At 32.2% G+C, this 15,966-nt stretch carries 12 protein-coding genes; 7 read left to right on the top strand and 5 right to left on the bottom strand.

Annotated elements, in window-relative coordinates:
- Positions 1 to 32 precede the first annotated feature (32 nt).
- Positions 33 to 1,493, bottom strand: a complete 1,461-nt coding sequence (gene guaB, locus B4G36_RS11995) for an IMP dehydrogenase (RefSeq protein WP_291064171.1) — start codon at positions 1,491 to 1,493, stop codon at positions 33 to 35.
- A 251-nt stretch (positions 1,494 to 1,744) separates the two neighbouring features.
- Here guaB and B4G36_RS11990 point away from each other — a divergent pair, with 251 nt between their 5' ends.
- The 3 genes from B4G36_RS11990 to B4G36_RS11980 all read left to right on the top strand — a co-directional run bounded on the left by B4G36_RS11990 (position 1,745) and on the right by B4G36_RS11980 (position 6,895).
- Positions 1,745 to 5,329, top strand: a complete 3,585-nt coding sequence (locus tag B4G36_RS11990) for a DUF2723 domain-containing protein (protein ID WP_291064167.1) — start codon at positions 1,745 to 1,747, stop codon at positions 5,327 to 5,329.
- 190 nt (positions 5,330 to 5,519) lie between these two features.
- Positions 5,520 to 6,032 carry a hypothetical protein gene (locus tag B4G36_RS11985; RefSeq protein ID WP_188319086.1) on the top strand — a complete coding sequence of 171 codons (513 nt, stop codon included), beginning with the start codon at positions 5,520 to 5,522 and terminating at the stop codon, positions 6,030 to 6,032.
- A 200-nt stretch (positions 6,033 to 6,232) separates the two neighbouring features.
- Positions 6,233 to 6,895, top strand: coding sequence for a porin family protein (locus B4G36_RS11980; RefSeq protein ID WP_291064166.1), 663 nt, complete (start codon positions 6,233 to 6,235; stop codon positions 6,893 to 6,895).
- A gap of 76 nt (positions 6,896 to 6,971) precedes the next feature.
- On the opposite strand, the gene B4G36_RS11975 is transcribed toward B4G36_RS11980, so the two are convergent.
- Genes B4G36_RS11975 through B4G36_RS11965 form a run of 3 tightly spaced genes read right to left on the bottom strand, consistent with a single transcriptional unit; the run spans position 6,972 to position 10,417 of the window.
- Positions 6,972 to 8,183 carry an ABC transporter permease gene (locus tag B4G36_RS11975; protein ID WP_291064165.1) on the bottom strand — a complete coding sequence of 404 codons (1,212 nt, stop codon included), beginning with the start codon at positions 8,181 to 8,183 and terminating at the stop codon, positions 6,972 to 6,974.
- Positions 8,167 to 8,808 (bottom strand): ATP-binding cassette domain-containing protein, encoded by a 642-nt coding sequence (locus tag B4G36_RS11970; protein ID WP_291064164.1) that lies wholly within the window; start codon positions 8,806 to 8,808, stop codon positions 8,167 to 8,169. Before B4G36_RS11970 ends, B4G36_RS11975 begins: the two co-directional genes overlap by 17 nt.
- Positions 8,798 to 10,417, bottom strand: a complete 1,620-nt coding sequence (locus tag B4G36_RS11965) for a DUF4836 family protein (protein ID WP_291064163.1) — start codon at positions 10,415 to 10,417, stop codon at positions 8,798 to 8,800. Before B4G36_RS11965 ends, B4G36_RS11970 begins: the two co-directional genes overlap by 11 nt.
- 213 nt (positions 10,418 to 10,630) lie before the next feature.
- Here B4G36_RS11965 and ileS point away from each other — a divergent pair, with 213 nt between their 5' ends.
- The 4 genes from ileS (at position 10,631) to B4G36_RS11945 (ending at position 15,495) form a co-directional block, all read left to right on the top strand.
- Positions 10,631 to 14,038: an isoleucine--tRNA ligase gene (ileS, locus tag B4G36_RS11960; RefSeq protein WP_291064162.1), complete on the top strand. Its 3,408-nt coding sequence runs from the start codon at positions 10,631 to 10,633 to the stop codon at positions 14,036 to 14,038.
- Positions 14,039 to 14,042: 4 nt separating this feature from the next.
- Positions 14,043 to 14,429 (top strand): TraR/DksA family transcriptional regulator, encoded by a 387-nt coding sequence (locus B4G36_RS11955; protein ID WP_115001530.1) that lies wholly within the window; start codon positions 14,043 to 14,045, stop codon positions 14,427 to 14,429.
- A gap of 9 nt (positions 14,430 to 14,438) precedes the next feature.
- On the top strand, positions 14,439 to 15,083 hold the full coding sequence (locus B4G36_RS11950) for a lipoprotein signal peptidase (RefSeq protein ID WP_291064161.1): 645 nt from the start codon (positions 14,439 to 14,441) through the stop codon (positions 15,081 to 15,083).
- 70 nt (positions 15,084 to 15,153) lie between these two features.
- Positions 15,154 to 15,495 (top strand): hypothetical protein, encoded by a 342-nt coding sequence (locus B4G36_RS11945; RefSeq protein ID WP_291064160.1) that lies wholly within the window; start codon positions 15,154 to 15,156, stop codon positions 15,493 to 15,495.
- A gap of 29 nt (positions 15,496 to 15,524) precedes the next feature.
- Here the strand turns inward: B4G36_RS11945 and B4G36_RS11940 are convergent.
- On the bottom strand, positions 15,525 to 15,966 hold a 442-nt coding region (locus tag B4G36_RS11940), incomplete at its 5' end, for a hypothetical protein (protein ID WP_291064159.1).

Raw genomic sequence — 15,966 nt, 5'->3', positions numbered from 1 at the left:
GCTATTTTGTTTTTGATATATGGATAAATCTCTTAATTCGAATAATTAGGAGCTTCTTTCGTTATAACTACATCATGTGGATGAGATTCGTGTAAACCAGCACCTGTAATTTTAACGAATTTACCGTTATCAATTAAATCTTGAATTGTTGGAGTTCCGCAGTAACCCATTCCAGCACGTAATCCACCGCATAATTGGTAAACAACTTCTGCAATAGAACCTTTGTGAGGAACACGACCTTCAATTCCTTCTGGAACTAATTTTTTCGCATCAGCTTGGAAATAACGATCTTTAGAACCGCGTTTCATTGCAGCTAAAGAACCCATTCCTTGATATGCTTTGAATTTCCGACCTTGGAAAATAATTTCTTCTCCTGGCGCTTCATCTGTTCCTGCAAATAAACTTCCTAACATGACCAAGTTTGCACCAGCAGCAACTGCTTTTACAATATCTCCTGATAATTTGATACCACCATCTCCAATAATTGAAACGTTTCTTGTTTTTGCATAAGAATGTACATCATGAATAGCAGAAAGTTGAGGTACACCAACACCAGCTACAACACGAGTTGTACAGATAGAACCTGGTCCAACACCAACTTTTAAAGCATTTGCTCCAGCATCAATCAAAGCTTTTGCTGCTTCAGCAGTTACAATATTTCCACCCACGATATCTAATTCAGGGAAAGCATTTCTAACTTCAGCAACTTTACTAATAACTCCAGCAGAATGTCCGTGAGCTGAATCTAACGCTACGATATCAACACCTTTGTTTACTAAAGCTTGAACGCGTTCTAATGTATCAGCACCAACTCCAACTCCTGCACCAACACGTAAACGACCTTTTGTATCTTTACATGCATTAGGGAATTCAGTTAAATTGTCAATATCTTTTATCGTAATTAATCCGATTAATTTATTGTTTTCGTCAACGATTGGTAATTTTTCGATGCGGTAACGAGAAAGAATTTCTTTTGCTTTCTTAAGGTCAGTATCAATATCAGAAGTTACGATATTTTCTTTTGTCATCACGTCTTCTACCAATTGATCGAAGTTTTCTTGGTAACGAATATCACGATTTGTAATAATTCCAACCAATGTTCTATCTTCTTCAACAACTGGTAAACCAGAGATTTTGTATTTCTCCATTAAGTTTACTGCATCTTGCAACTTGTGATGACGAGATAAAGTAATTGGATCAGAAATCATTCCGTTTTCTGAACGTTTTACCATATCAATTTCATTCGCTTGTTCTTCGATCGACATATTTTTGTGAACGAAAGATAAACCTCCTTCACGAGCTAATGCAATCGCTAATCTTGCTTCGGATACAGTATCCATCGCAGCAGAAACTATCGGAATGTTAAGGGTGATATTGTCTGTGAATCTTGTTTGTAGAGATACTTGGTTCGGTAATATCTCTGAGTAGGCAGGCACTAATAACACATCGTCAAAAGTGAAGCCCGTTTGTAGAATTTTGTCTGTTAAAGGCATTGCTTTTTGCATTGCAAATTTAGATGAAAAAAGTTTAGAATCAAAACTATTTGAGAAAATGTATCTTTATTTTGAAGGATTTGATGTTTTGTTAATATGTAAATGAATCGATTAGAAACTTTAAAATTAATTTTAAAATATTCGATAAATCTATATTGTTTAGATGAGATTCTAATCAGAATTTAATCATTTCAATCCTAAGCTATATCAATTTTTTATCTTATTTTCGCAAGATAGTTTATTAAAACAAAATGGATATAAATTTCAAAAAGTGGAACAACATCTTGGGTGTTGCGATGTTCTTGATAGCGACAATATTGTATTTGGCATCGATGGAACGTTACCTGAGTTTGTGGGATTGTGGTGAGTACATTGTATCATCAGCAAAATTGGGAATAACGCATGCACCAGGAGCAGCTTTGTTCCAAATAATGGGAGCAGTTTGGTCTGGTTTAGCTTTTGGTGACGGAAGCAAATACGCCATATTAATCAACAGTACATCTGCCTTGTATAGTGCAGGAACAATTATGTTTTTGTTTTGGACAATTACATATTTTGCTCGAAAAATGTTTGCAAAAACGCAAGATCCAATGAATGTCGATGCGATTGAACTAAATGCTTCTCAAAAAATTATAACATTAGGAAGTGGATTAGTTGGAGCTGCAATTTTTATGTTTAGCGACACATTCTGGTTTTCTGCGGTAGAAGGAGAAGTTTATGCAATGGCATCTTTCTTTACTGCGCTATTATTTTGGCTGATTACAAGATGGGATCAAGTAGCAGATACACCTAGAGGAAACAAATGGTTGGTAATTATTTCGTTGGTGATTGGTTTATCGGTTGGTGTTCACTTAATGGCAATGTTAGCAATTCCAGCAGTTTGTTTTGTATACTATGCTCGAAAATATAGATTTACAATCAAAAGTTTCTTAATCGCAAATGTTATTACATTGATTATTTTAGCTTTTGTATTCAAAATAATTTTCCCAGTTGTAATGACTTTCTTTGGTAGAACAGAGATTTATGTAGTCAATAATTTGGGAATGCCTTTCAATTCTGGGACAATTATCGCCGCTATTATTTTAATCGCAGTCTTCTATTTTGCGATTAAATTAACACAGAAATATGGTTCAGCATTATTGAATACAATTTCGTGGTGTGTGATTTTTATGTTGATTGGTTTCTCATGTTGGTTAGTTATTCCGATTCGTGCAAACGCAAATCCTCACATGAATTTGAATGATCCTGATACAGCTTTGGGTGTTTTAGATTATTTTAATCGTGAACAATATGGTTCTTGGCCTGTGATGTACGGACCAGTTTTTACGGCTCATATTGCAAGTGACGGAATCAAGCGTGATACTAATGGAGCGCCAGAAAGTACAGTTCGTAGTTCTGAATATATTAAGGATAAACGTACAGGAAAATATTTGAAAGTTTCGGATCGTTTAGATTATACATACGAAGATAAATATGTGAAGTTTTTCCCTAAAATGTTCAGTCCTGACCCAGGTGTAATGGAGAATTATGCAGCAGTTTATGCTTTTCCAAAATTCTCTTTGAATGCACAATATGCGGGGGATAAAGAAGCGCAACAAATGTACGCGCAATTAGTAGAGAAACGTCAAAACAGACAATTAAAAGTTGCAGAACTTAAGAAATATGGTGAGATTTTAGATATCGAACCACCTACATTTGGTGAACAATTTAATTACTTTATTGATTACCAAATCAACTATATGTTTATCCGTTACTTTATGTGGAATTTCTCTGGTCGTCAAAACGATTTAGAAGGTAATTTCGAGATTACAAAAGGTAACTGGATTTCAGGAATTCCATTTATTGATAATCCACGTTTAGGAGATCAATCAAAATTACCAGATGAATATAGAAATGATGGAACAAATGTGTATTTCATGTTACCATTATTCTTAGGTTTAATCGGATTATTTACACAATTAAACAGAAATTTTGTCAACTGGTGGTCATTGTTGTCATTGTTTATTTTAACAAGTGTCGGAATCATCTTTTACACATCTGTAAAACCTTTCGAACCTCGTGAACGTGATTATGCATTAGTAAGTTGTTTCTATGCATTTGCGATTTGGGCAGGATTGGGTGTACAAGGAGTTTATTTATTACTTCAGAAATTGATGAAGCAAGAATTGAAACCATCTTTAGCAATTGGAACGACTGTTATTTTAGCTGGTATTCCAATTTTAATGGGAGCTCAAAACTGGGATGATCACGATCGTTCAGAGCGTTCTGTAGCTTATTCTTTGGCTTACAATTATCTGAATCCGCTCGATAAAAACGCCATTCTTTTCGTGTATGGTGACAATGATACTTATCCACTTTGGGGATTACAAGAAACCGAAAATTTCCGTGATGATGTAAAAATTGCGAATTTAACGTTGGCTGCTTCTCCATGGAATTTAGAGCAATTATTACGCAGAACGTACAATGCAGCACCACTTCCAAGTGATTTGAAACCGAAAGATTATCAATCTGGAACTAACGATCAAATTTTTGTGGTTGGAGGTTCAATTAAAAATATTTTTGATCAAATAAATGGTTTCATCAAACCAGGATCTAATCAAACATTAGAAACGTTAAGTCAAATGCCAATCGAGCAAGTTGCTCAATATTTATCTGATCCTGAAATTGATCCAAACCAAGTGATATCAGTTTATAAAAGTTTAAAACCTTTGCAAAAATATATCACAACAGATAGTATGACTGCTAAAGAAGCGATGGATTTTATTTTAGATAATAAATCACCAGAGAAACAAGCTTTAGCAGATTATTTTGGTTATCCAATTGGTGGAGCAAATTATTTACCTGTTTCTAAAATTGTAGTTCCTGTAAATAAAGCAAACGCGCTAAAATATGGAATTGTAAGTGCAAAAGATGCCGATAAAATGGTTGATTCAATCACAATTAATATCAAAGCGTCAAGTTTGTTCAAAAACAATTTATTGTTGTTGTCAATGATGGCGAAATACAATTGGGATCGTCCTATTTACTTTAGTGGTGGAGGAATTTCTGATCCAGAAAATACATTCTACATGAATGATTATTTATTGAATGCTGGAATGAGTTATAAATTAGTTCCGATTTATACCCCTTTTGGTAAAGGAGGAATTATTGGAGCTTCTGATAATGATATGTTGTTAAGAACATTCAATTCTTACAAATGGTCTGGATACAATAATCCTGATGCGTCATTTAGTTTGACAGAACGTAACTACACATCTTCTTATAGAAATACTGCGGTTCGTTTGGCAGATGATTTATTGAATGCTGGACGCAAAAAAGAAGCGATTGCAGTTTTGGACAAAGTGATGTTAGAAATTCCTGCTTTAGCGAAATACGACATTGGTTATGGAGTAAGTAGAATTGCCGGAATTTATTTGAAAGCTGGAGAGGATAAAAAAGCACAAGAATTGTTTGCACATGTTCGTAAAGAAGCAAATGCGAAAATAGCTTTCTTTGAGTCGTTGCCTTCAGGGAAAGGATATTCAATTGGTTCAGATTTAGCCGCGGCTAAGAATGATTTGATGATGTCAATCTACAACGAAGCTTCCGCTTTAGGTGAAAGAGGTGATAAAGAAAAAGCATTGAAAGTTTTCGAATCTGCTTATAATCCTGTATTGAAGAAATTCGAAACCTTATATAAAGAAGTTGTGGCAGATGGAAAAGTTGACGCAGCTGATCAAGCAAAAATCATGAATCAGTTTAATTATTTAGACGAAATGATTGGTGTAGCTGCAGAAATTGATACCAATTATGCGAAACAACAACAGAATATTTTATACAAAATGGTCGGACAATAAGTCAAATCAATAAACACAGAAAAGCTCCAAAAATTATTTTGGAGCTTTTTTTGTGAAATAAAGTTCTGAATATTAGGTTATTGTTAATTTTAGTATTTTTTATCATTATCTAGTTTTTAACTTTGGCACATAAATTGAAATTATGCAAATAAGTTTAACAAAATTGTAAATATTTTAAAACATTATAAAAATGAAAAAAGTATTATTAACAGCTGCTTTCGCAGTAGCAGGTATGGTAGGAGTTTCAGCACAAACGTCAGGAGTAGAAGGTACAGTTCACGTAGGTATTCCAGTAGGTAGCGCGTCGGATGTTTCTTCATTTAATGTTGGTGTAGATTTGGCTTATTTACATCCACTTTCTAATAATTTCAAATTAGGTGCTAAAGTAGGATATGATCACTTTATTGCCAAAGATTATAAATTTTTAGGTGAGACATATGAAGGAGAAGATTTCGGATTTATTCCATTAGCAGCGACAGCTAAATACGAGTTTGGAAATAATTTATTTATCGGAGCTGATTTAGGTTATGCATTTTCTACTAAAGATTATATCGATGGTGGATTATTCTGGCAACCAAAATTCGGATATTCAGGAGCTAATTTTGATGTTTATGCTGGATATAAAGGAATTTCTATAGATAATGATGACTTTGATAATACAAATGTTGATGCAGTATCTTTAGGTTTTGCTTACAAATTCTAAATAGAAAATAACATATTTTATAAAAGCTATATCGAAAGATGTAGCTTTTTTTTATTAATATGCTTTTATGAATGTTAAAATTAAATGATTAATATATTTAATATGAGTTAATTAATATTTGTAGTACTCCTTTTTAACATTATTTGGCACAAGACTTGAAATTATGCATACATCATAATTAGAACTATAAAATTTAAAAGATGAAAAAAATATTTTTTATTGCTGCTGCAATGTTAGGAGTTGTAAGTTTGAGCGCACAAGAAAAAACAACATCGCCACAATTTGGTATTAAATCCAGTGTAAATATGTCTTCTTTCAATGGAAAAGATGTAAATGATAATGATTATAAAGTAGGTTTTAGCGCAGGTCTTTATGGACACTTTCCAATTACTGATCAATTTGCCGTTCAACCAGAGGTAAATTTTACAAGAATGGGAGGGAAGTACAAAGACGAAGTAATGGAAGTAGGAAATACAACTGTAAAAAGTAAAAACAAAACGACTTTAGATTATATTCAAGTTCCAATCATGTTCAAATACTATCCTGCTGCATCTCGTTTTAATATAGAGGCTGGTCCACAATTTGGATTTAATCTGTATGCGAGCAACAAACAATCTACAAGTACATATGCGAATAATACCGTTTACACAACAGAACAAAAGTTTGATGTAAAAGATGATGTAAAAAACTTTGACTTTGGTGTTAACTTCGGTTTGGGATATAATGTAACAGACAATATCAATGTTGGAGCGAGATATTATATGGGATTAACTAAAATAGGAGATAATAAAAACAATAACAATGTAGAAGTTGGAGATGTAAAAAATCATTCGTTTTCTATAGGAGTTGGATATTCGTTCTAATCGAGAATATTAAGCATAAACAAAAGGATTCTGAAAATTTTCAGAATCCTTTTTTGTGTTTTTATAAAATTTAGTATTAATCTTTCAAAGCAATTTTTTTGATGGATTGTGTCAAAATTATTTTATTAATGATGAATAAAATGATCACGACGATTAATCCAAAACTGAACACTTCCCAAATGTGAGAAGTTTCTGTTGCCATAAATTTTCCGACTTTTTCTTTGATGATATTCAAGACGCAATAAACCAATGGAATCGAAATAATATAACTGATTAACATAAAAATAATCGAAAATTTAAGATATGGACGAGCCAATTGATTGATGTTGTAACCTATCAAAAATAAATCTTTCGTTTTTTGTTTATTCTTTTCAATCATCAATTGAAAATTGATAATCATCAACCAAATAGCTGCAAAAACAATGATTAAACCAATAAATAAAACCAACGAAAAAGCTAATTTTAGATAATATGTCAATTCATTATTTTTCAATTCATCTTTGTTGATATCATAATTTTGTTGCTCAAAATAAGTCGAAGCATTTTCATCACCTCGAGATTTTGTTTCAACAACAATTCGTGAAGGTTCTGTATTTTTTTGAGGCGCATACGTATGATTTGCCCATTCCAAAAAGTTTTCAGGAACTAAAATCGTATTAATTTTTGTTGTAAAATCGACAATTCTTGCTTGATATACTTTCTGATTTTCTCCTTTTCCTAAAACCAATTGAAAAGGAATTTTAGTAAATAATCCTTCCGAAACTTGTGGTAAACCTTGACTTGTTGCAAAACCAAAATTGTACAAATTCAAATAACTTTTCGGAATAATAATCGGGATAAAATCTTCTCCTTCTTGCCATTTCCAATCTGATTCTTTTACATCAATAAAATCTTCTGGAACAGATTCGAAAAATAAATCAGTCGAAAAACCACGAATTCCAGCAACTCCACCAACTTGTAATTTTACAGGGAATTGACTGCTTTTGAATGTTCCGACTTTCTCAACAAAATTTTGCGATTTCAAATCGTTAATTTCATTTTCACTAAAACTTGGTTTTTCTCCAGTCAACGTTTGTAAAGACGATATTTTTTTATTCAAAACCACATAATTTGCTTTCCAAACAGAACTATCTTCTCCAAAATTTTTCGCATAATCCAAATAAATTGTTCCAGCCAAAATCAAGATGAAAAATCCAATAATTGAGAAAAAACAAAAGGTTGTAATTCGTAAAAAACTTAGGTTTTTACGAACTAATTTTTCGATTAAAGTTTTAGAGTTGAATGACATTTGCAAGGCGTATATCGTGAATTTCGTGTAAGCTTGTAAAGATGATTCCAGCGTTATTTTTTGCAGCTTCTTTGGTAACCAAATCAATCAGAAGTTGTTGATTCATTTCATCTAAATGGCTAAAAGGTTCGTCCAAAAGTAGAAAATCAAATGGTTGACAAAGTGCGCGAATCACCGCAATTCGTTGACGTTGACCATAAGAAAGATGAATCGCTTTTTGATGTAAATGACTTTTTAAACCAACTTTTTCAATCCATTCAATAATTTGATTTTCAGATTGATGTTGTGTTAATACATTTTTTAATTGGATATTTTCCATCAAAGTTAATTCTTCAAACAAATGCAAACCTTGAAAAACATACGCAATTTTTTCGCGTCTAATTTTTGTCCAATCATTCAAAGAATAATTCTTAATATTTTGTCCATCAAACAAAACTTCTCCGTCATAATCTTTTCTATCACCGTACAAAATATTAATCAACGTCGATTTTCCAACACCAGAATGTGCAACGATTTGATAAATATTTCCGCTTGAAAAAGTGTATGTATTTTTCCAAATTTCAGATTGTTCGAACCCAAATTCTTTCAAAGGATGCGGAACAAGTTGACTGATTTTAATTTCCATTTTGTTGTGCAGCTTGATTGAAAAATAGTGAATAAGCTTGGTCCAAAAGTAAGAAAATCACTTCCAAACTATTTTTATCCGTCTTTTTCATATGTATTTTTCCTGTTTTTGTGTATTCATTCGAAACGCGGTAATCGATGTGATCAAAATAAGATAAAACCGTTTGCATTTCTTTCGTGTTTCCGAACGGAATTTGTTGATAAATATATTTTTGAACTTCTTTTGGATATTGATCAAAATTTAGATTCACGTAACCAAACATTGGATTTGAAGCGTTTGTAGCGTATCCTGTTGTGACAAAATTTGAAGAACTTACCATTTTGTTCAAATATTGATTCATAATCGATTGATTATTTGTGATGTACATCAAATTGTTTTTGTATGTCATATAAATCTTCATATTTGTCGAAATTGGTAACATGTAATAAGGTCCAATTTTCTGAATATTTTCTTGATGAGATTTAATAAATTCGTTGAAGAAAAGATCGTTTTTCATTTTTCCTCCCAAAACAAATTGAGGATAAACAACTTGCTTGATAAAAGCTTCTTTCTTCCCAAAAAAGTCATTTGGATTAAATGCTTTTCCGATCTCAAAATCATATACACTAAACAAAGCTTCGCCTTCAAAACTTTGTTCTAATTTGTTCAAATCAATTTCATATTGTTCTAAAAAAGTAGTCAAGAAATTCTGATTTTCGAACACATAACGCGTGTTGGCAGGATAAATTCCAAGTCCAATGTTCATGTAACTTTGCGCAGGAAAATACTTGAAAAAATCAGTATTGATTTTTGATTTCCACATCGGATGTTTTTGTAATTCAACTTTTGTAATCGCATCTGGATGAAATTTCTGTGTAAAACTAATTCCGTCCGAAGTAAATGAAATAAAATTGACCCAAGAACTTTTTGTGAAATCAAGGTTTTTCTTTTCAGAACTTTCACGTTTCGAGAAGTTTTTCAAGAAATTTCCAGTGTACCAAATGTTGATATCCTGCGAGTTTTTAACAAAATCTCCAAAGCTGTTATTTTCTTTCGCAAGTGAATGTTTGTCGTTGATAATTTTCGCGAAATAATCTTGAATCGCTTTTTCTCCAACACCAAATTCAGAAACAATCAATAAAAATTGAGATTTGTTCCAAGCCATAAACGGTTTATTGAATCCAGAAATTGTTGTAAAACCATCTTTCTTTTCAAACGAAATATCTTTTTTGTATAAACCTTTGTAAATGGTTGATAAATGCTTTTCAAATTGATCTTTGTCACGCATATTTGTAATCAACGCAACCATATTTTTTTCATTAATTTTTTGTCCAAAAATGTAAATAGGGCTGATAATATCTATGCCTGCTGAAGTCGGATTGTTTTTGATATCATTTAATAATTGATCAAAAGTTGGATCTTGATTTTTAAGTTCGCCTTCGGCTAATTGATAAATTTTATATTGTTCTAATTTCTGAAAATTACCTTTTTCTGCAATTGATTTTGGATTTATCAACGCAACAAAATCTACATCTGTAGGAATCAAAACCGTATAATCTTTGTTTTTGGAACAACTTGCAAAAAGCAAAATTAGAAATAGAATTGAGTAATATTTGAAGCCTTTTTTCATCGAAAAAATATCTTTAAAAATTGTTGTTAATTATTTGTTTAATCCTGAATTAAATCTGAAATCATCTGATTTTTATTCAAGAATTGTTAAATCTATAATATTGGTATAAATTTAAGCAATTATTAATATGATTTTCGTTTCTATAACAATAAAAATATGTAAAAATTTCTTATATTCGCACTCCTTGATTTAGAAGAAATAAGAAAGAATTCGATGGCAAAAAAGTTTAGAGAATATAAGCACTTAGACTTGGTACAAGTCTCAAAAGAAACGTTAGAAGAATGGAAACAAAATAATGTTTTCGAAAAAAGTATTTCTACGCGTGATGGAAATCCATCTTTTGTGTTCTATGAAGGTCCTCCTTCTGCAAACGGAAAGCCAGGGATTCACCACGTTTTAGCACGTTCTATCAAAGATATATTTTGTCGTTACCAAACCTTGAAAGGAAAACAAGTTTTTCGTAAAGCGGGTTGGGATACGCATGGTTTACCAGTAGAATTGGGAACTGAGAAAGAATTAGGAATTACCAAAGAAGATATTGGAACTAAAATTTCAATTGAAGAATATAACGAAGCGTGTAAACGTACAGTAATGCGTTACACAGATTTGTGGAATGATTTGACTGAAAAAATGGGTTATTGGGTGGATATGGAAGATCCATATATCACGTATAAACCAAAATATATGGAGTCTGTTTGGTGGTTGTTGAAGCAAATTTATAACAAAGATTTGTTGTACAAAGGTTATACAATTCAACCATATTCTCCTAAAGCTGGTACAGGTTTATCTTCACACGAGTTAAATCAACCAGGAACTTATCAAGATGTTACAGATACAACGATTGTTGCTCAATTTAAAGTAAACAAAGATTCTACAGATTTATTCAATGATTTTGATGGAGATGTGTATTTCTTAGCTTGGACAACAACACCTTGGACGTTGCCATCAAATACAGCGTTAACAGTTGGTCCAGATATCGATTATGTTGTAGTTGAAACATTCAATCAATATACATTCGAGCCAATTCGCGTAATTTTAGGAAAACCATTGGTTGCTAAACAATTCGGTAAACCATATTTCTTAGCAGAAACAGAAGAAGATTTTAAAGTTTATGCGGCAGGAAATAAGACAATTCCTTATAGAATTGTAGGAGAATACAAAGGTGCTGATTTTGTTGGAACTCGTTATGAGCAACTATTACCTTGGGCGTTGCCTTACGAAAATGCAGAGAATGCTTTCCAAGTAATTCCTGGAGATTTCGTAACAACAGAAGATGGTACAGGTATCGTACATACTGCGCCTACTTTTGGTGCGGATGATGCGCGTGTTGCAAAAGAAGCTGGTGTTCCACCAATGTTGGTATTAGATACGCATGGAAATGCTGTTCCTTTAGTAGATTTACAAGGTCGTTTTGTGGCTGATTTACCAGAAGGTTATGGAGGTAAATATGTAAAAAATGAATATTACGATGATGGAACTGCTCCTGAAAAATCGGTTGATGTAGAAATCGCGATTTTATTAAAAGAGCAAAACAAAGCCTTCAAAGTAGAGAAATATAAACACAGTTACCCACATTGTTGGAGAACAGACAAACCTATTTTATATTATCCATTAGATTCTTGGTTTATCAAGGTAACGGATGTGAAAGACCGTATGGTTGAATTGAATAAAGAAATCAATTGGAAGCCTAAAGCGACTGGAGAAGGACGTTTCGGAAACTGGTTAGAAAATGCCAATGATTGGAATTTATCTCGTTCTCGTTATTGGGGAATTCCATTGCCAATATGGAGAACTGAAGAAGGGGATGAAGTTACAGTAATTGGTTCCGTAGAAGAATTAGTTGCTGAAATTGAAAAATCAATTGCGACAGGCGTAATGACTTCTAATCCTTTCCAAAATTTCGAAGTTGGAAATATGACAGAAGAAAACTATGATTTAATCGACTTACACAAAAATGTAGTAGATGAAATTACATTAGTTTCTGAATCAGGAAAACCAATGAAACGCGAAGCGGATTTGATTGACGTTTGGTTTGATTCTGGAGCAATGCCTTATGCGCAAGTTCACTATCCATTCGAAAATAAAGAATTGATTGATAATGGAACAATGTATCCAGCTGATTTTATTGCAGAAGGTGTCGATCAAACACGTGGTTGGTTCTATACATTACACGCAATCGGAACATTAGTTTTTGATTCGAAAGCATATAAAAATGTAATGTCAAACGGATTGGTATTAGACAAAAATGGTCAAAAAATGTCAAAACGTTTGGGGAATGCTGTCGATCCATTCGATACATTGGCAACTTATGGTCCTGATGCAACACGTTGGTACATGATTGCAAATGCGCAACCTTGGGAAAACTTAAAATTTGATATTGCTGGAGTTGACGAAGTTCGTCGTAAATTCTTCGGAACATTATATAATACCTATTCATTCTTCGCATTATACGCGAATGTGGACGGATTTACATTTGAAGAAGAAGAAATTCCTGTAAATGAAAGAGCTGAATTAGATCAATGGATTATTTCTGAATTGAATACATTAACGAAAAAAGTTGATGCATTTTTAACAGATTATGAACCAACAAAAGCAGCTCGTGCAATTCAAGAATTTGTGATAGATAATTTATCAAACTGGCACGTTCGTCTATCAAGAAGACGTTTCTGGAGAGGTGATTATTCGAAAGATAAAATTGCAGCTTACCAAACATTGTACAAAGTTTTAGAAACGGTTTCAATTTTAGGTTCGCCAATCGCACCATTCTTCATGGATCGTTTGTACAAAGATTTGAACGCAGCTACAGGTAAAAATACAGCAGAATCTGTTCATTTAGCTGATTTCCCAGTTGTAGAGGAATCTTTAATTAAAGCAGAATTAGAAGAACAAACGCATTTAGCACAAACGGCGACAAGTATGATTTTATCACTTCGTAAATTGAGTGATAACAAAGTACGTCAGCCATTACAAAAAGTAATGATTCCTGTGTTGAATGATACGATGAAAGCTAATTTGGAAGCTGTATCAGAATTATTGAAACAAGAAGTTAACGTTAAAGAAATACAACTTTTAACAAACGAAGAAGCTTCAAATCTTTTAGTGAAATCTATTAAACCTAATTTCAAGACTTTAGGTCCAAAATATGGTAAAGAAATGAAAGCTATTTCGGCTGCTACAGCAGAATTGACGAATGAAGAAATTGTTAAATTAGAGCAATCAGGTAAAATAGATTTGTTAATTGACAACAAAACATTAACTTTAGATTTAGAAGATTTTGAAATCGCTACAAAAGACATCCCAGGATGGACTGTTGCTTCTAATTCTACATTGACAGTAGCACTTGATTTAAAATTAACTGAAGTATTAATTAATGAAGGTGTTGCACGTGAATTGGTAAATAGAATTCAAAATATACGTAAAGAAACCGGACTAGAAGTAACCGACAAAATTATACTTAACTTAAAAAATGATGAATCAATCGTAAATGCAGTCGAGCAAAACAAAGATTACATTTGTTCTGAAACATTAGCTGAAGATCTTGTTTTACAAGACCAAGTTGCAAATGGAGCAGAGGTTGAAATTAATGGATTGATGACGCAAATTGCGATTACAAAACTGTAAGCGTATGGCAACAACAGATGAAAAAGTAAGGTACTCTGATGCAGAGTTGGAAGAGTTTAGAGCAATAATTCAAGAGAAATTAGATCAGGCTATAAAAGATTATGAATTATTGAAAGAAGCTTACACAAACGATAGTAACAATGGTACTGACGATACGTCACCAACTTTCAAAGCGTTTGAGGAAGGTTCTGAAACCATGTCGAAAGAACAAAATGCACAATTAGCAGCACGTCAAGATAAATTTATCCGCGACTTGAAAAATGCATTGTTACGTATTTCGAACAAAACATACGGTATTTGCCGTGTAACAGGAAAATTAATTAACAAAGATCGTTTGAAATTAGTTCCGCATGCAACATTAAGCATCGAAGCTAAAAATATGCAACGTTAATCAAGTATTTTGAAAAAAGTAGTACTCATTACCATTTTGGTTTTAATCATTGATCAAATTTCAAAATTTTACGTAAAAACACACTTTTTTTTAGGTGAAGACGTAGATGTTTTGGGTTGGTTTAAAATAGCATTTGTAGAAAATCCTGGAATGGCATATGGAATGCATTTCGGAGGAGAAACAGGAAAAATAGTTTTATCACTTTTACGAATTGCTTTAATCGGAATGATTATCTACTATATTAATGCATGGTCGAAAAAACTAAATAATAACTTCTTTATCATTCCGATTGCGCTTGTTTTGGCAGGTGCAATAGGGAATGTACTTGATGGAATTTTTTATGGCGTTATTTTCGATAAAGGAACTACTTACAATGAAATGTTTCAGGATTGGGTAGGATATCAAGGTGTCGCACAAGCAAACTTTGCTGGTTATTCTGGTTGGTTTACAGGCTGTGTCGTAGATATGCTTTATTTCCCAATTGTGGAGTTCGATTGGCCTTCTTGGATTCCAATTATAGGCGGACAACATTATAAGTTCTTTCAGCCTGTATTTAATATCGCAGATTCGGCTATTTTTATTGGAGGACTTACTTTGTTTCTTTTCCGTAAAAAAGCCTTTACAACCAAAAATGGTATAAGATTAAGATTTTAAAAAGATAATCCCTCAGTTCAAATACTGAGGGATTTTTTTGTTATATTTATTTGAACAAGAATTGATTTTTATGAATAGTTGGTTTAATCTTTTAACTGAAAGTTGTGATATGAATGATTTATCTAAATATGTTGAAATCTATCATGTTAAAAGCTGTTCTTATGATGAGAGTTTTATAGATAAAAGTATTTCTTTAGTCGATATAATTTCAATCATTAATAAAGGTTCTATTGATATTCAAAATGATATTTTAGAAATATTCGTAGTAATAAAACAAAATAATAAGAGTGATTTAATCGTAATATATAATCCTTTTGAACTATTAGAGAATTCCTATGTCTACAAAACAATCTTTAATATTAATGAAGAAATGAAAAATCAACTATTAATCAATTCAGAACAAGTCAAATGAAGGAAGTTTGTTATCGGATTTTTTTATAGTTACAAAGAAGGCGGAGCGTAATATTCGTATTTGTCGTCTTTTGTAAAGATTAATTTAGAGTTAAGACCTTGTAACTGTATAATTTTTCCACTCTTTTTTATAATTTTAAATTTTGTAACTTCATTCGTTTTCCGATTTTTCAGTTCGAGAATATTATTTTTTATTTCAACGTCATAATTATTAGCCTGCATTAATATTGTTCTAGCGATAATATCACCATTTTTATCAGATACTTTTGATTTATATTCAGTTTCTTCTGGGTAACTATTTATTCTCATAAAAGCTGAGTAATCATTGACTTGTAAAACTATTTCATAAGGAGATTCTGCAGCTAATAAACTGTCTTTTTCTAGTTTCCAAATAAAGTATTCGTTGTTAAAAGTTGGCTCGTATAATTTAGCCTTTGGAGGAGCTGGTAAAGTTGGATCAGGGACAAAAGTT

Source organism: Empedobacter sp. UBA3239, assembly GCF_002362875.1.
Taxonomy (GTDB): Bacteria; Bacteroidota; Bacteroidia; order Flavobacteriales; family Weeksellaceae; genus Empedobacter; species Empedobacter falsenii_B.
This window is presented reverse-complemented; position numbering and strand designations above follow the sequence as displayed.